This is a genomic window from Streptococcus sp. AM28-20, assembly GCF_003603595.1.
Taxonomy (GTDB): Bacteria; Bacillota; Bacilli; order Lactobacillales; family Streptococcaceae; genus Streptococcus; species Streptococcus ilei.
The window spans coordinates 49,687-67,081 of sequence record NZ_QTNK01000002.1 but is presented as its reverse complement, the minus strand read 5'-3'; the positions used below and the strand labels follow the sequence as shown (position 1 = coordinate 67,081).

Below are 17,395 nucleotides of genomic sequence, written 5' to 3'. Positions count from 1 at the left end.
AGCTTACCCCTCTAACAAATCATAGATTTTCGTGATATTGCTGATTAAGGTGGTAACGATAATTCGGTCCCCAATCAAGAGGTGATCATCCCCAGTTGGGAAAATGGCTTTCCCGTTTCGGATAATGGCCGCGATCAGAACACCTTTTTTCAATTTCAGTTGAGCCAAAGGCTTGCCTGTCATCTTATTTTCTTCCCGAATCTGGAATTGAAGAGTTTCAATTTGGCCATTGGCGACGTGGTGCAAGGCTTCAAGATTTGAATAACGGGCATTGTAGCGTCCGCGGATGAAATGCATGATCGTATCAACTGCGATTCCTTTCGGTGTCACAATACTTGAAAAATCTTGGCGATCAATGATTTCAAGTAAGCTGGTCCGGTTGACCTTGGTAATATTCTTTTGCACACCAATACTATTCAGGAACATGGAAGAGATAATGTTTTCTTCGTCGACGCCCGTTAAGGTTGCCACGGCATCAAAGTTACCTGCGCGTTCTTCCATTAGGATATCTTTTGATGTCCCGTCGCCTTGGATGACATAGAGGTCAGGGAATTCTTGACTAAACCATTCTGCCCGTTTTTGATCGATTTCAATCACTTTTAAGTCGATTTTTCGTTTATTATTACTAAGAATATTCAGAAGATAGTAGGAAATCTTACCAGCACCAATAAGGAGGAGACTTTTAACAACCTGAGGACGAATGCTATTGTGGAAATTCACAATTTCCACTCGATTTCCCGTCATAAAAATCTTATCAAAGGCTTGTAAAGTGAAGTCCCCATCTGGAATCGTTAACTGACCTTGTCGTTCGATAGCACAGATAATAATGTTTCCATATTTCTTCCTGAATTGAGAAAGGGTCATCTGACAGAGAGGGCTTTCCTCTTTGATTATAAATTCCATAAAAGCGACCCGTCCACTAGCAAAATGCTCAACAGACAAGGCGTTTGGAAAGTCAATGCTGTTAGCAATGTAGCGAGCTGCTAGAAGCTCAGGATTGACGACTAGAGAGAAGCCAAGAATATTTTTTTCTTTGAAATAAGAATTTGAGTATTCTGGATTCCGGACGCGGACAACGGTCTCTTTGGCTCCCATTTTCTTAGCCAAAACGGCAGATACCATATTGACTTCGTCCTGCTCTGTCAGGGCGACAAAAATGTCGCAGTCAGCCACATCTGCTTGTTCTAGAATTTTAAAGTTGGCACCATTTCCAACAATACCAATGATATCGTAGCGTTTGGTAATATGATTAACAACGGCTTCATCTTGTTCAATCAAGATGACATCGTGATTTTCTGCGACGAGGGAACGACAGAGGGCTGTTCCGACTTTACCGCCTCCAACTACAATAATTTTCATGAATATTTCCTCCAAAGTATGATTCTATCTTACTCTATTTTCAAAAAAAAATCACCTCTTAATGGTGGAAATAGGGCGTAAAGAGCCAGATTCTCTTCAATACATGAAAGAGAATGTAAAAAAGTGAAATTTTTTTGTCGAAATAGTTGACAGGAGGTAGGAAAGTGGTATACTGATACAGTAACCTCATTGATTTACCTCAAACCTGTTGTGAGTTAAGTTAATGAAGTCGTAACCACGCTGTTTGCTGAGCTAGACTCCGGGCAGTGTGGCTATTTTTTTGTCGGAAAAGAGATTGTGATGAATATTGAAGAATTAGCTTATACAGAAACCAAATCAAAAAACCATGTAGTTCTCTATCAACCTCAAATTCCTCAAAATACAGGGAATATCGCTCGCACTTGTGCAGCCACCAATGCCCCTCTCCACATCATCCGTCCTATGGCCTTTCCCATTGATGATCGAAAGATGAAACGGGCTGGACTAGATTATTGGGATAAGTTGGATGTTCGCTTCTATGACAGCCTAGATGAATTTATGGAAGCTGCGGCTGGAGGAAAGGTTCACCTAGTCTCAAAATTTGCTGATCGAACCTATTCTGAAGTAGCCTACAATGATAATGCAGAACATTATTTCATCTTTGGTCGTGAGGACAAGGGTCTACCAGAGGATTTTATGCGGCTCCATGCTGAAAAGGCGATTCGGATTCCGATGAATGATGAGCATGTCAGAAGCTTGAATGTCTCCAATACCGTTTGCATGATTGTCTACGAAGCCCTCAGACAACAAGAATTTTCTGGATTAGAGCTGGTCCATCAGTATGAGGGAGACAAGTTGAAGTAGAGGCTCTTTGCAAAAGGGATTGAGTTGTAACTTTCGATATTACAAAACACTTGCAATAGCAGGTGTTTTTTGTTATGATAAAGGGGTCTTCAGGGCAGGGTGTAATTCCCGACCGGCGGTGACTTTAAAGTGGAAATGTTCTTTTCCTTTTATACTTTGTTGCCAAGCTTTGCCTAACTATAAGTTATGTCTACAGCTTGGCGCCTCGTCTAAAAGAAAAATATCTATTTCCTCTTCCTTAAAGAAGTCCGCGAGCGTAAGCTGATGTGGTGCGATTCCACAACCGACAGTATAGTCTGGATGGGAGAAGACGAGAGAGGAACAAACCTGTTCTTATTGACGATTGACTTGATGGAAATGTTCTTGATTTTATAAGAAATCAGTCTTCGAGCTTTTTTCTTATAACATCCTGACTTCTTTAGTCAAGTACCAAGGAACTTTTTAAGTTTTCTTTAAAACGATTCGATTAGAATATGGGGAAGGGAATCTTTCCAACTTCTTCTAATTTTAGTAAAAATTGGAGGAACCTATGATGACAAATACTCGTAAACTGACCCTAGTGGCTGTTTTATCTGCACTTTCTTTTCTATTGATGTTTTATCAACTATCAATAGGGATTGATTTTTTAAAGGTTGACTTTAGTACGATTCCAATCTTACTCGCCTTAGTTTTGTTAGATGTGAAGAGCTCATTCGTGGTGATTTTGATTCGATCTGTTCTCAAGTTAGTTCTGAATGGTCGAGGAGCTGAGACCTTGGTGGGCTTACCGATTAATATCATTGGTGTTTTAGTCTTTGTCTTAGCATTTGCAGTCATTTGGAATAAGAAAAAAAACACAAGGCGATTTGTGATAGCTAGTCTAGTTGGGACAGTTGGTTTAACCATTTCCATGCTCCTAGTTAATTATTATTATGCCATCCCCCTCTATGCTAAATTTGTTGGTTTTGACATAGCGAAGATGGTCGGAGTTGAAAAGTATCTTCTCAGTATGGTTGTTCCCTTTAATCTAATAGAAGGACTGATTTGGGCTGTTACCTTCTGGATGGTTTACACCGTCGTACAGCCCCTACTTAAAATCTATGAAAAATAAACAATCTCATTTCTTAAAGGGCTCTTTTGCCCTTTTGTTATTTATGATTCTGGGCTATGTAGTCAAATTTTATCCGGAAAATTTAGTCGGAATTGATCAACCGATCCAATCGGCTATTCGCGGGGATTTACCAGACTATCTGACGGCCTTCTTTACCCGTGTAACAGTGCTGATGAACACACCAGTTGTCACATTTTGGGTTGGCGTCATCGTCCTCTTCTTTGTCTGGAAGAAATGGTATACGGAGGCCCTCCTCCTCACAGGAAGTTTAGTTACAACTGGATTAGTGGTTGTGATTCTGAAGCATATTTATCTGCGTCCACGGCCAGCTCTTCAACACTTGGTCCAAGAAGGGGGCTATTCTTTTCCAAGTGGTCACTCTTTAGCTGCCACCCTCGTCTTCGGTAGTTTGATGATTGTGGTGGGGCAACGGATGACCTCTCAAGTCGGAAAAGTTCTCGTTCAGTTTGCCCTCTTCCTTTGTATGGTGACCATCGTCCTTTCGCGTGTCTATGTTGGGGTTCATTACCCGACTGACGTGACAGGAAGTATGCTTTTAGGATTCGGTCTTTTGCAAATGGTCTTCCCTTATTACGATCGTTTGCGTTTTGAATGGCGCTTTAAGAGTAAGCAGAAGTAAAGTATGAAAGATCTATTTGAAGAAAAGGTTTTAAAGGTCCTGGCTCATATTCCAATAGGATGTGTAGCGACCTATGGACAAATCGCCCAACTCATTGGCTATCCTCGCCATGCCCGGCAGGTCGGCAAGGTTTTGGCCACTTCTACAAAGGCTGTGGCCTATCCCTGTCATCGGGTCGTAACATCTACTGGTCGCCTGGCTCCTGATTGGGAAGAGCAAGGCACGCTTCTCTGGGCAGAAGGAGTGGAATGCAAATCAAACGGTTGTGTCGATCTTAAGAAATACAAGTGGAAAGCAGAGGAGACTCAACTTTGAGTTCACTTTGCTTTTTTGCTATAATGAGGGGTATGAAATCCTATACGACTTTAAATGATTATTATCGAACCCTATTTGGAGAAAAGACCTTCAAAGTCCCGATTGATGCGGGATTTGACTGTCCCAATCGTGATGGAACTGTTGCTCGTGGTGGCTGTACCTTTTGTACGGTTTCTGGTTCTGGGGATGCCATTGTGGCACCAGATGCCCCCATTCGGGATCAGTTTTACAAAGAGATTGATTTTATGCGCCACAAATGGCCAGATGTGAAAAAGTATTTGGTGTATTTTCAAAATTTTACCAATACCCATGAATCTGTCGATGTCATTCGTGAACGCTATGAGCAAGCTATCAATGAACCGGGTGTTGTAGGGATTAACATCGGGACACGGCCAGACTGCTTGCCAGATGAAACGTTAGCCTATCTAGCAGAATTGACAAAGCGAATGCATGTGACCATTGAGCTAGGCTTGCAGACGACCTATGAAGCGACTTCTGAACTGATCAACCGGGCTCATAGTTATGAGCTCTATGTAGAAACGGTGAAGCGGATTCGTCATCAGGTTCCCAAGGCTGAGATTGTTTCGCATTTGATCAACGGTCTTCCAGGGGAGACGCATGAGATGATGGTAGAAAATGTCCGTCGTTGTGTGACGGACAATGATATTCATGGTATTAAGTTACACCTGCTCCACCTGATGACCAACACTCGGATGCAACGGGACTATCATGAAGGGCGGTTGCAATTGATGAGCCAGGAGGAATACGTGTCGGTCATCTGTGACCAACTGGAAATTATTCCCAAGGAAATTGTCATCCACCGGATTACAGGAGATGCTCCGCGAGAGATGCTGATAGGCCCAATGTGGAGTCTCAATAAGTGGGAAGTTCTGAATGCTATTGAAACAGAAATGCGTCGTCGAGGAAGTGTTCAAGGCTGTAAACTAGGAAAATTGGAGGAGTAGGATGTTGCGACCATTAGAAATGGCCCATGATTTTCTTAGGGAAGTCATTACGGATCAAGATACCGTCGTTGATGCGACTATGGGTAATGGGCATGATACGCTTTTCTTGGCGAAACTAGCCAAAGAAGTTTATGCATTTGATATTCAAGAGCAGGCCTTGGTCCATACGCAGAAGCGTTTGGAAGAAGCAGGCCTTGCCAATGCCCACCTTCTTTTGAAGGGGCATGAAGAGGTTGATTTCTATGTAAACCAGGTCAAGGCTGCTATCTTCAATTTAGGCTATCTTCCTTCAGCAGACAAGTCGATCATTACCCAGCCTAGAACAACCATTCAAGCCATCGATAAACTATGTCACCTCTTGGTCAAAGGGGGCCGGATAGCTATCATGATCTATTATGGTCATGAAGGTGGAGACCTAGAAAAAGATGCTGTCTTGGATTTTGTCTCTCACCTACCTCAACAAGAATTTACGGTCACTAGTTATCGGACCCTCAATCAAATTAATCATCCACCATTTTTGGTCATGATTGAAAAATTAGAAAGTTACCGCCATGGATAAAGAATTTTTAAAAAATAAAATTGAAGCCCTTCGTCACGATTTTGTGGAGTCAACGTCTCATGAACGTGCTGTCGGTTTTTTGGATGAAGCGCGGATGAGCAAAAAGATGATCAAAATCAAGAAGAAGTTAGTCTCTCTTGAAATGGAACGTAGCCAGAAGAAAATTGAGCACAAGGATCTGACAAAGATTGATCAAAAGATCCAAGAACAAAAACAACTCTTTGAGGACTGTTGTAACCAACGATCAGGAGGATAAGAGATGGAGATTCTTGTATACGCCATTGTCTTTTCCCTGGTTCTGATTGTTTCCAATGCGACCAATAAGTTGATTCCGACCTTGCCCTTGCCCTTGATCCAGATCTTCCTTGGGATTGGGTTTGGCTTTCTCTTACCCAATTCGGAGTATCACTTAGATACAGAACTCTTTTTGGCCTTGGTTATTGGTCCCCTCCTCTTTCGAGAGGCAGAAGAAGCGGATATTACTTCTATTCTCAAGCACTGGCGCATTATCGCCTTTTTAATCTTCCCAGTTATTTTTATTTCGACCCTTAGCTTGGGCTGGTTGGCTCATCTCTTGTGGTTAGGAATTCCACTAGCTGCCTGTATGGCAGTTGGGGCAGCGCTCGGTCCGACAGATTTAGTGGCTTTTGCCTCCCTTTCGGAACGCTTTACCTTTCCTAAACGGGTCTCCAACATTTTAAAAGGAGAAGGCTTGCTCAACGATGCTTCAGGTTTGGTGGCCTTTCGAGTAGCTCTGGCTGCTTGGACTACTGGTGCCTTCTCATTGGGACAGGCTAGTTGGGATTTGGTGGTTTCCATTTTAGGAGGTTTTGCGGTAGGGATTGTGACAGCGGCTGTCAACCGTGGGCTTCAGAAACTGTTGTTGAGTGTTCGGGCAACAGATATTGCCAGTGAACTCATTTTAGAATTGAGTCTTCCCTTGTTAACCTTCTTTATTGCAGAAGAGATCCATGTATCAGGGATTATTGCGGTGGTCGTGGCTGGGATCCTAAAGGCTAGTCGGATTAAGAAAATTACCCTACTAGAAGCCAAAGTCGATACGGTTACCCATACGGTTTGGAATACAGTCAATTTTGTCCTCAACGGATCCGTCTTTGTCCTTTTAGGGATGGAGCTTGAGATGATTTCTGAGCCAATTCTTAGGACTCCCTTTTACAACAATCTGCTCTTGATTGTGACCGTTCTCTTATTGACGGGACTCCTATTCTTGATTCGCTTTTTGATGGTGTATGGATTTTACTGGTACCGTGGTTTCCGATTGAAAAAATCCATTGATAAGTATCTGAAAGATGCCCTCTTGTTGACCTTTTCGGGGGTCAAAGGAACGGTGTCCATCGCGACCATTCTCTTGATACCGACGCAGCTAGAAGCAGAATACCCAGTTCTCTTGTTTTTAGTAGCAGGGGTGACCTTGTGTAGTTTCCTGATTGGACTTCTCATCCTACCAAAGCTCTCTGAAGACAAAGAGGAATCCAATGATCATTTGATGCACATTGCTATCTTAAACGATGTCGTCATGCTATTGGAGAAGGAGTTGACAGTGACCAAGCAGAAGGGGCCTCTGTATGCGGCTATTGATAATTATCATGGCCGGATAGAAAATATGATTCTCAATCAGGAGGATAAGGCCACTCAAAGAGACTGGGAGCAATTGAAACTCCTTATTCTCAGTATCGAGAACGATGGTTTGGAACAAGCCTATGAAGAAGGAAAGATTCGAGATAGAAGCTACCATGTCTATCAACGTTATCTCCGATCCATGGAGCAAAATATCAATCGCAATCTGTCATCGCGCCTGACCTATTATTTCTTGGTGCTCTTCCGCCTAATCCGACTCCTTTTCCACGAAGTGTTGACCTTTGGATCCGGTATTCAGGCATGGAAAAACGGAGAAAATTACAAGCTCGAAGCTATCGATTATGACCAGATTGCCGCCTTGTATTTGGCGAATACGGAAATTATTATCGAGAGTTTGGAAAACCTAAAAGGAGTCTATCGCAGTAGTTTGGTATCTTTCCTTCAAGAATCACGTCTGCGTGAAACGTCATTGATTACCAGTGGAGCCTTTGTAGAGCGGGTTATCAATCGGATCAAGCCCAATAATATTGATGAGATGCTAAGAGGCTATTACCTGGAGAGAAAACTCATTTTCAAATATGAGGAGCAACATTTGATTTCGGCCAAGTATGCACGTCGCATGCGGCAAAATGTCAACGAATTGGAAAACTATTCCTTGAGGGAAAGTGCCAATACTCTACCATATGATATGATCAATTACGCTCGAAATCGATAAAAAATGACAGTTCTATCTAAGATAGAAGAAGAAAAGAGATTGGTGACGTTTGTCCCAATCTCTTTCTTTTGTGTATTAGTAGGCTAATGATTACTGGTCTGGCTGAATGTAATAGCGATCTTCCCCGATAGGAATCAGCTGGACCTTCCCCCCATAAAAGGCTGATAGAGTTTCTTGGGTGAGAATATCCTCCTTAGGGCCTTGGGCAAAACTTTGTCCCTCCTTGAGGAGAAGGACATGGCTAAAAGATTTGGTGATTTCCTCCGCATGGTGGGTGACAAAGAGAATGGTCGGTGCCTTTTCCATCTGTTTGATCTGGTGAATCAACTGAAAGATGGCTTCCCGAGCAAATAAGTCGAGCCCACTTGAGGCTTCGTCGAAGATGAGAAGGTCGGGTTCTTCCATGAGACCACGGGCGATAAGAATCGTCTGTTTTTCCCCTTGAGAGAGGGTCCTGTATTTTCGCCCAATCAAAGAAGTAGCACCGATGCGACGCAACATGGACCGTGCTTCTTGGAGTTCTTTCTCTCCGTAAGTTGTATAGAGGATGCTACTCTTGTATTTACCAGTGAGGACGATTTCTTCTGGGGATAGAGATTCAGGGATGCGCTCAGAAATAAAGGAGCTAACCACTCCAATTCGCTTGCGGAGTTCAGGAATGTCGCCTTGTCCAAATTGTGTTCCAAGGACAGAAACCTCTCCTTCTGTTTTCCAGTATTCCGCCATTAAGAGACGAAGGAGGGTCGATTTTCCAGCACCATTCAGGCCAAGGATGGCCCAGGTTTCCCCTTTTTTAACGGTCCAATTTAAATGGGAGAGGAGGTTTTTTCCTTCTTTTCTTAGAGTGACGTCTTTCAGTTCAATTAAGCTTTCTTTCATCTTTTTAACCTTCATAAAAATATTTTCTATTTTACCATAAATATGATAAAATAGCAGATAGGAGGAAAGGGATGTTTCATAAAAGTAAATTATTTTTCTGGACCTGTGAAGTCCTATTATTAACGATTATATTCTATATTTGGGGAAGTATGGGAAGCCTCATCTCTCCATTTGTATCTGTTCTGAATACCATTATTCTTCCATTTTTGATTGCTGGTTTCTTGTATTATATCACCAATCCTATCGTAGAATTTTTGGAAAAGAAATTTCATCTGAATCGAATTTTGGGCATTCTATTAACCTTGGTAACCCTTTTTGGATTGATTATTTATGGGATTGTTTATATCTTGCCTATTTTGATCAACCAGTTGACAAGCTTGATTAATTCAACCCAAGGCTTGTATTGGGAAGTGCAAAGTTTTGTGACGAAGTTATCTAAAAATCCAGCCTTTCAGAGTATCAATATCCAATCAACCATTCAGCAACTAAACCTATCTTATGTGGATATTCTACAAAATATCTTAAACAGTGTGACCAATAGTTTGGGTAGTGTGGTATCGACGATTGTCAATACGCTCTTCATTCTGGTTATGACGCCGATCTTCCTGGTTTACTTCTTGATTGATGGGAAGAAGTTGCTGCCAATGATAGAGCGGACTATCCTGAAGAATGACCGGCGGAATATTAGCTCCCTCTTAGTGAGTCTCAACCAAACAGTTTCTCGTTATATTAGTGGGATTTCTATCGATGCCTTGATTATTGGTACTCTAGCCTTTATTGGCTACAGTATTATCGGTTTGAAATATGCCTTGGTCTTTGCTATTTTCTCAGCCTTGGCCATCTTTATTCCCTATATTGGGCCGACGATTGGCTTAATACCTATGGTAGTTACTTATGCTTTTACCGATTTCAATATGATGGTCAAAGCAGTCATCTTCATGTTGATTGTTCAACAAATCGATGGAAATATCCTTTATCCACGGATTGTGGGAGGGGTGATGAAGGTGCATCCCATTACCATTATGGTTCTTTTGCTTTTATCCAGTAACATCTATGGTGTAATTGGAATGATCGTGGCAATTCCGGTTTATTCGATTGGTAAAGAAATCGTGAAATTCCTCGCAGCCTTGTATGAAAATCATAAAAAGACACAAGAGCAGCGCAAGCAAGAAGAGTTTGGAATCATCAATAAATCCTAACAGAATAAATAAGAGGCTGGGACAAAAGTCCTAGCCTCTTAAGTGTCTTTGGATTGTCGAGCAAGACGCAGTGGTTGAGTGGGCTCTACTACGCTGATTTCATCAGCTTTTACAATCCTACTCAACTGTGCGGAGGTGGGACGACGAAATCGAATTCTAACGAATGACCGATTTCTGTCCCACTCTCTTTTGAATATAGACTAAGAAAGGGTAAGCTAAGTACTTGAATCGTTAACTTTTACCTTTCCTTTAAGAAAATATGTTATAATGAATTAGTAATGATAGAAAATCAAGGAGTTTCTATAAGATGATAGAATTGCTTGCCAAAAAGCAGCGACGCCAAATGCGTTTGCTAGAAACATTAATTCGAGAGAAGCGCTGGTTTCATTTGAAGGAACTCGCAGAAATGTTAGATTGTACAGAACGGTCATTGAAGGAGGATCTTTCAAATTTACGAACGGTCTTTAAAGAGTTCTTGATTGAGTCTTCGACAAATGGCATTAAGATCAGCTATGATGATTCGGTTGGGATTGAGGTGGTCTACCATCACTTCTTTAAAGAATCTACAGCTTTCTCCCTCTTGGAATACTTGTTCTTCCATAAGGACGTTTCCAGTGACTTAATTTGTAGACGATATGATCTCAGTCAACAATCATTTTATCGCTTGATTCGAAACATTAACCAGATTATTCAGGAAAAGTACAATATACGAATCACCTTGAATCCTCTAAATGTCGTGGGGGACGAAGTCGATATTCGCTTTTTCTATTCCCAGTATTTTGCAGAGCGGTATTATTATTTAGAGTGGCCATTTCCAGATATTAGAGAGCAAGTCATTATTGATTTCATTACCTTCTTCTATAAACTGACAGAAATCCCACTGACTTATTCGATCTTCCATTCTTATAAAATTATGCTAACGGTCTACCTTTACCGGATTAAGCAAGGGTATCGAATTGAAGGGGCCAATAATTTTGAACAATACGCCTATCTCTATCAAGAGCTCCCAAAAATCAATGAGATGCTTCGTTATTTTGGCCTGCAACTGGGTGTAGAATTTAACGAAGAAACCATTGAACAGCTCTTTATCATTTTTCTGCAGAAACGTTTTTACTTTACTCCGCAGGATCTGATTGATGCTACCGAGGTAGATGCTGTTACAAAAAAATCCTATATTCTAGCCTCTCAATTTCTTGATCACCTGAGTAAATCTTATGGTTTGGAACTTGAGAATTATGAAGAGATGATTATGCATATTCACAATACCGCCTATTTGGAGCGGCGTGAAATCTTTGGTGAATTTCTTCTCTATGATACCAAGAGCTATACCAATGAGGATTATCGCACCCTCTTCCCGAAATTTTATCAGGATGTTGAAACGGGTTTGTATCACTATCTCAAAGAGATGGGCTTTCATGAAAATCCTGAAAACCTCAAGCATCAGATTTATACCGTATTTTCACATTGGGAAAATCTATTGCCTCAACTATTAAGGAGACGGACGGCTGTCAAGGTCTTAATCATTAGCCGATACGATGACCACCATGCTAAGTCCATGATTGATTTCTTAAAATTCTATTGTACGGATAACTTTGAGTTTTCACAGGTCATCAAGCATGACTTTAATCTTCATGAACTAGAGCATACCGAATATGATGTTATTGTTGCCAACTTTATGATTCCGAATATCAAAGGGAAAAAATTTATTTGTACAAGTAGTTTAACCCTTTTGGAACTTGTAGAAAAACTGAATGTACTCTTTTATGATTTCACACGATCTGGAGTATAATGAAGCCTTCCCTCCTCTTTTAGGAGGGAAATTTTTACGACTATGCACCATTTTAAAAAATATGATATAATGGGCATTATTACTATACATTGAGGAGAATATCCATGGAAGACCCTGGCAGTCAGGATTTAATACTGCAATTTGTTTTACTATTTGTATTGACCTTATTTAATGCTTTTTTCTCTGCAACGGAGATGTCGATGGTATCGCTGAACCGTTCTCGGGTAGAACAAAAAGCGGAGGAAGGCGATAAGAAATATATTCGTCTCTTAAAGGTATTGGAAAATCCAAACCACTTTTTATCCACGATTCAGGTTGGTATTACCTTGATTACCATCTTGTCTGGGGCAAGTCTAGCTGATAATCTTGGGAAAGTAATAGCTTCTTGGATGGGAAATACGGAGACAGCGCGTGCGATAGCTAGTTTCCTCTCCTTGGCTTTTCTGACCTATATTTCGATTGTATTTGGTGAGTTATATCCCAAGCGGATTGCCATGAATCTGAAAGATAGCTTGGCTGTTCGGACGGCTCCAATTGTGATTTTACTAGGGGAAATCGTTAGCCCCTTTGTCTGGCTCTTATCGGCATCAACGAATCTAGTTAGTCGTCTGACCCCTATGCAATTCGATGATGCAGACGAAGAGATGTCACGAGATGAGATTGCCTATATGCTGGCTAAGAGTGAAACGAGTCTGGATGCTGACGAGATTGAAATGTTGCAAGGAGTCTTTTCACTAGATGAGCTGATGGCGCGTGAGCTAATGGTTCCTCGTACGGATGCCTTTATGGTGGATATCCAAGATGATACCAGAGAAATCATCGAGAGCATTTTAAAACAGAATTTTTCTCGGATTCCTGTCTATGATGATGACAAAGACAATGTTATTGGTCTCATCCATACCAAGCGCCTCCTCAATGAGGGCTTTGTAAATGGCTTTGATAACATCGCTCTTCGAAAGATCCTTCAGGAACCTCTCTTTGTACCGGAAACAATCTTTGTAGATGACCTCTTGAAGGAGCTCCGGAATACACAAAATCAGATGGCCATTTTGCTGGATGAGTATGGAGGAATGGCTGGTCTGGTAACCTTGGAAGACCTTCTTGAGGAAATTGTCGGGGAAATCGATGATGAAACCGATAAGGCTGAGAATGATGTTTTTGAAATTGAGCCTAACCTCTATATTGTGCAGGGGATTGTGACTCTAAATGATTTCAATGAGTATTTTGATGTGAAGTTGGAAAGTGATGATGTGGATACCATTGCAGGCTACTACCTGACTGGTGTCGGACGGATTCCAGGTCACAAGGAACGCTTGAGTTTTGAAGTAGACAGTATGAAGAAGCATCTGATCCTTACAAACGATAAGGTAAAAAATGGTCGTGTCACCAAGGTGAAGGTTGAGGTCAGTGACCTAGTCGATGAAGATGAGCAAGCGACAAAAGGTCAAGAATAAGAACATCAAATCAGGGAGTTTCCCTGATTTTTTTATGCTCATTTTAGACGGATTTGCATCTCTCATGAAATTCCTTTATAATAAAATAAATAAAGGTAGAAGGAGATCACAATGAAACAAGAAGAATGGTTAGCAGAGTTTGAGAGGGTTCATGGTCGACCGGCCAATCAGGAGGAAATCCAACAGGCTTTTGGTACGTTTGGAAGTCCAGAAACACAAACGACACCGAATACGCCCGTAAACCCAATCCAATCTCCATTTGAAGGTGCAGCACCTGTTTCCAATCAAGGACAATTTGGAGGCCCTTTACCGTTTCCAGAACAAGCTAAATTTGGAGGAGCAGCGCCAGCCCCAGAACAAACCCAGTTCGGAGATGCAGCGCCAACTCCAGAGCAAACGCCATTTGGAGGAGCAGCGCCAACTTCAGAGCAAACACAGTTTGGAGGTGTGACGCCACCACCAGAACAAGCACAGTTCGGAGGTCCAGCTCCGGCCCAAGCCCCATTTGGAGGTGCAAGCCCAGCTCCAAATCAATTCCAAGGTGGAGCAAGTCAGTATCAACATCAAGAACAAGCTTTTGGGCAAGGTGGAACTCAGCCACAAGCTCCTGTTCAGGAGGCGGCTCAAACAGGAGCGCCCTTCGCATCTTATAACAACACTCAGATGCAGGGAGGCTACCCAAACAATGGGCAACTGAATTACCAGGCTAATTCTCCATATATGGGCCAAGCTCCAATACCAGGTAAGAAGTCTAAAAAAGGGCTGATTATTGGTTTATGTAGTCTTGTTGCTGTTGCAGTTTTATCTGTGCTTGCATTTTTCTTTTTTACTAAAAATCCAAATAGTATTCAAGGAAAATGGTCGGCTACTCCTGAAATGAAAAAGACAATGAAGTCTGCTTTTGCAGGCACTTTCTCTACTACATCAGATATTTCTAGTGAATTTGTAAAAGATATGGATATGATCGTAGAGGTAAAGGGGAAAAAAGTAACCATCAGTGTGATTGGTAAGATTGATTTCAAGGGAGCTGCAAAGGAACTCTATGATGATGGGGACAATGATTTTTACTCTGTTGAGGATGCCTTAGACTATATCCAAGAAAACAGTGAGAATTCCTATTTAGAGGATATGGGACTTGAAATCGATGTGAAAAAAGGCACTCTTAAAATGGTAGCCTTTGAAGGTGAGGTGGATGAAAAAGATCACCGATTCATTCAGGATGAAGATGCGAGTCATTTCCTTAAATACGATCTCAAGTATAAAATTGAAAATGGAACGCTGAAAGTTTCCGTGGATGGAAATGATTATGGAATTGAATACTCCTTTAAAAAATAAGATATTCGCTTATTTAGGCTCTTTGTCAACTGTAGTGGGTTGATGAAAAGTTATACCCTGGAGAGGACCAAATTGGTTCTCTCCTTTTTGATGTTCTTGTTTTCTACAACAAAATAGGCTCCATAATTCCTATGGTGATATTATCCACTACAGAAATTATAGAGCCATAAAATCAAGGTTTTTCCTGATTTTTATACTCATTTTAGTAGGGTTTGCTTCTCCTATGAATTTCCTTTATAATAAAATAAGTAAAGGTTAGAAGGTGATAGTCATGAAACCAGAAGAATGGTTAGCAGAGTTCGAGAGAGTCCATGGTCGACCGGCCAATCAGGAGAAATTCCAACAGCTTTTTGGTCAGTTTGGAAGTCCAGAAACACAAGCGACACCGAATACGCCCGTAAATCCAATTCAATCTCCATTTGGAGGTGCAAGCCCAACTTCAAATCAATACCAAGGTGGAACAAGTCCGTTTCAACATCAAGGACAAGCTTTTGGGCAAGGTGGAACTCAGCCACAAGCTCCTGTTCAGGAGTCGGCTCAAGCAGGAGTGACCTTCACATCCTATAACAATGCTCAGGTGCAGGGAGGTTATCCAAACAATGGGCAACTGAATTACCAGACTAATTCCTCATATATGGGACAAGTCCCAATACCCGGTAAGAAGTCTAAGAAAGGGCTGATTATTGGATTATGTAGTCTTGTCGCCGTTGCAGTTTTATCTGTGCTTGCATTTTTCTTATTTGCTAAAAATCCTAATAGTATTCAAGGGAAATGGTCAGCTACTCCTGAACTGAAGAAAGAAATGACATCTGGTTTTAAAGAAAGTTTCACCTCGACTTTAGATATCTCTAGTGAATTTATTAAAGATGTCGAAATGATTGTGGAAGTAGAGGGTAACAAAGTAAAAATTTCTACATCAGGAAAAGTTGATTTTAAAGGAGCAGCAAAAAAACTCCTTGAAGGCGATAAAAGTTATTTAAATTCTGTGGAAAATGCATTGGAGTACATTGAGGAACGAAGCAAATGGGGTTACTTGAAGGAAATAGGAGTTGAAATTGATGTTAAAAAAGGAACCATAGATATGGTGTTATTTGAAGGCGAGTTATCTGAAAAAACTCATGAATTTCTTGTAGATAGTGGTGGAAACTTTGTAATGCAATACAATCTCAAATATAAATTGGTAAACGGAATCTTAACGGTTTATCAGAATGAAGAGGATGATTTTAAATTCACCTTTAAAAAATAAGATATTCGCTCATTTAGCGCCCTCATCGGGCACTTTTTTGTTTGGTAATGAAGAAAAAATAAGATAATTAAAAAAATTCTGAATTTAGGCTTGACAGCCTGAAAAAATTTCGGTAAGATAGTCAACATAAAAAAACGAAAGCAGAATTTTATGAAAAACACGAACTCCACATTGTTGAATCAAAACTTTTACTTTAGCTACTTTAGATAGTGTTTGTAGACATGAACTCATGGATGCAAACGAAACGAGCAATTTGTTTGTATCTATGTGGCTAAGATTTTTGATTGTGGTCCATATAGATGATATCTAAATGGACGGCAATGCTGGCATACTTTTAAGTTTGTGAGGAATGATACCAACCGTTTAGAATCATCTAAACGGTTTTTTTGTATGCTGTTTGAATGTTTTAGAGAAGGAGACATGTTTCATGAAAGTTGTAAAGAAGTTAATTGCCCCGGTTCTGGTAGTTGGTCTACTGATGACCTCCCTCTTGACCCTCCATCACTTGAAGACCTCTAAGCATCAAAAGATTAAGATTGGGATTTCGCAGTATATTACCCATAAGTCTCTTGATGCAACTCGAAAAGGCTTTGTAGAAGAGTTAGCAAAACAGGGTTATGTAGACGGAGAAGAGATTGAAATTGATTATCAAAATGCTCAAGGGGAGCAGAGAAATTTGAAAAACATTTCAAATCAATTATCACAGGAAAGTGACCTTGTGTTTGCCATTGCGACTCCATCAGCACAAAGTATTGCCAATACGAGCAAAAGAACCCCTGTAGTCTTTTCTGCAGTGACGGACCCTCTGGCTGCTAAGTTGGTCAAGAACTTGGATCGTCCTGGTGGCAATGTGACAGGAACGAGTGACCAATCTTCAGATGCGATTGCTACACAAGTCGATCTGATTCAAAAGGTTTTGCCAACAGCTAAGACAATCGGGATCCTTTATACGCAAAGTGAGCCCAACTCCGTCGTTCAAAAAGATGAGGCTAAAAAAGTCCTTGAGGCCAAAGGCTACCGTGTCGTAGAGAAAACCATCTTAGACAGTAATAATGTGAAAGCAGCAGCGGACAGTTTGATGTCTGAGGTCGATCTAGTCTTTATTCCAACGGACAACATTATTTCCTCTACGATGGAAACGATCAAACAAGTTTCTTTAAAACACAAGGTTCCAGTCATTGGAGGTTCAATTGAAATGGCTCAAGTAGGAGGGCTCTATACCTATGGGACAGACTACACCGAGTTGGGTCGTCAGTCTGCCCGGATGGCGATTCGTATTCTGAAAGGGGAAAAGGCAGCCGATCTGGCTGTAGAAGCCCCTAAGAATTTAGAATTGTATGTCAACAAAGAGATGGCTAAGAAATTAGGAATTGATCTCTCTGGTATAAACGAAAAGAAATAGGAGATG

At 41.1% G+C, this 17,395-nt stretch carries 16 protein-coding genes and 1 riboswitch; of the genes, 14 read left to right on the top strand and 2 right to left on the bottom strand.

Translation table 11 applies throughout. From position 1 onward, the window contains the following. Nucleotides 1-3 precede the first annotated feature (3 nt). A complete protein-coding gene (trkA, locus tag DW738_RS05390) occupies nt 4-1,359 on the bottom strand; it encodes a Trk system potassium transporter TrkA (protein ID WP_023024088.1) in 1,356 nt (451 codons plus the stop codon). Nucleotides 1,360-1,659: 300 nt separating this feature from the next. Between trkA and DW738_RS05385 the strand changes: the two genes are divergently transcribed. The 8 genes from DW738_RS05385 to DW738_RS05350 all read left to right on the top strand — a co-directional run bounded on the left by DW738_RS05385 (nt 1,660) and on the right by DW738_RS05350 (nt 8,085). Continuing rightward, nucleotides 1,660-2,202 (top strand): tRNA (cytidine(34)-2'-O)-methyltransferase, encoded by a 543-nt coding sequence (locus DW738_RS05385; RefSeq protein ID WP_023027147.1) that lies wholly within the window; start codon nt 1,660-1,662, stop codon nt 2,200-2,202. Between the two features lie 81 nt (nt 2,203-2,283). After that, a riboswitch (FMN riboswitch) is annotated at nt 2,284-2,518 on the top strand. Nucleotides 2,519-2,734: 216 nt separating this feature from the next. Then, nucleotides 2,735-3,292, top strand: a complete 558-nt coding sequence (locus DW738_RS05380; protein WP_123160758.1) for an ECF transporter S component — start codon at nt 2,735-2,737, stop codon at nt 3,290-3,292. Continuing rightward, on the top strand, nt 3,282-3,932 hold the full coding sequence (locus DW738_RS05375) for a phosphatase PAP2 family protein (protein ID WP_123160542.1): 651 nt from the start codon (nt 3,282-3,284) through the stop codon (nt 3,930-3,932). The genes DW738_RS05380 and DW738_RS05375 overlap by 11 nt, the downstream gene beginning before the upstream one ends. A 3-nt stretch (nt 3,933-3,935) precedes the next feature. Then, entirely contained in the window at nt 3,936-4,247 is a 312-nt protein-coding gene (locus tag DW738_RS05370; RefSeq protein ID WP_123160541.1) for a methylated-DNA--[protein]-cysteine S-methyltransferase, read from the top strand. Nucleotides 4,248-4,270: 23 nt separating this feature from the next. Then, a complete protein-coding gene (locus DW738_RS05365) occupies nt 4,271-5,212 on the top strand; it encodes a TIGR01212 family radical SAM protein (RefSeq protein ID WP_123160757.1) in 942 nt (313 codons plus the stop codon). Between the two features lies 1 nt (nt 5,213). Further along, the gene (locus DW738_RS05360; RefSeq protein ID WP_023024075.1) at nt 5,214-5,771 is read left to right on the top strand and encodes a class I SAM-dependent methyltransferase; all 558 of its coding nucleotides are present in this window, start codon (nt 5,214-5,216) and stop codon (nt 5,769-5,771) included. Continuing rightward, nucleotides 5,764-6,027, top strand: coding sequence for a hypothetical protein (locus tag DW738_RS05355; protein WP_023024073.1), 264 nt, complete (start codon nt 5,764-5,766; stop codon nt 6,025-6,027). Before DW738_RS05360 ends, DW738_RS05355 begins: the two co-directional genes overlap by 8 nt. 3 nt (nt 6,028-6,030) lie before the next feature. Then, a complete protein-coding gene (locus DW738_RS05350) occupies nt 6,031-8,085 on the top strand; it encodes a sodium:proton antiporter (protein ID WP_123160540.1) in 2,055 nt (684 codons plus the stop codon). 90 nt (nt 8,086-8,175) lie between these two features. On the opposite strand, the gene DW738_RS05345 is transcribed toward DW738_RS05350, so the two are convergent. Continuing rightward, nucleotides 8,176-8,979, bottom strand: a complete 804-nt coding sequence (locus DW738_RS05345; RefSeq protein WP_117744567.1) for an ABC transporter ATP-binding protein — start codon at nt 8,977-8,979, stop codon at nt 8,176-8,178. 56 nt (nt 8,980-9,035) lie between these two features. Here DW738_RS05345 and DW738_RS05340 point away from each other — a divergent pair, with 56 nt between their 5' ends. From DW738_RS05340 to DW738_RS05310, 6 genes are all read left to right on the top strand, one after another. Then, nucleotides 9,036-10,163, top strand: a complete 1,128-nt coding sequence (locus DW738_RS05340; protein ID WP_123160539.1) for an AI-2E family transporter — start codon at nt 9,036-9,038, stop codon at nt 10,161-10,163. Nucleotides 10,164-10,470: 307 nt separating this feature from the next. Further along, nucleotides 10,471-11,952, top strand: a complete 1,482-nt coding sequence (locus DW738_RS05330; protein WP_123160538.1) for a M protein trans-acting positive regulator PRD domain-containing protein — start codon at nt 10,471-10,473, stop codon at nt 11,950-11,952. Between the two features lie 104 nt (nt 11,953-12,056). Continuing rightward, a complete protein-coding gene (locus tag DW738_RS05325) occupies nt 12,057-13,406 on the top strand; it encodes a hemolysin family protein (protein ID WP_123160537.1) in 1,350 nt (449 codons plus the stop codon). A 111-nt stretch (nt 13,407-13,517) separates the two neighbouring features. Further along, complete coding sequence (locus tag DW738_RS05320; protein ID WP_023027139.1) at nt 13,518-14,741, top strand: hypothetical protein; 1,224 nt, start codon at nt 13,518-13,520, stop codon at nt 14,739-14,741. 271 nt (nt 14,742-15,012) lie between these two features. Beyond that, nucleotides 15,013-15,987 carry a hypothetical protein gene (locus DW738_RS05315; RefSeq protein ID WP_123160536.1) on the top strand — a complete coding sequence of 325 codons (975 nt, stop codon included), beginning with the start codon at nt 15,013-15,015 and terminating at the stop codon, nt 15,985-15,987. A gap of 427 nt (nt 15,988-16,414) precedes the next feature. Continuing rightward, complete coding sequence (locus tag DW738_RS05310; protein WP_123160535.1) at nt 16,415-17,389, top strand: ABC transporter substrate-binding protein; 975 nt, start codon at nt 16,415-16,417, stop codon at nt 17,387-17,389. Nucleotides 17,390-17,395: the final 6 nt, after the last annotated feature.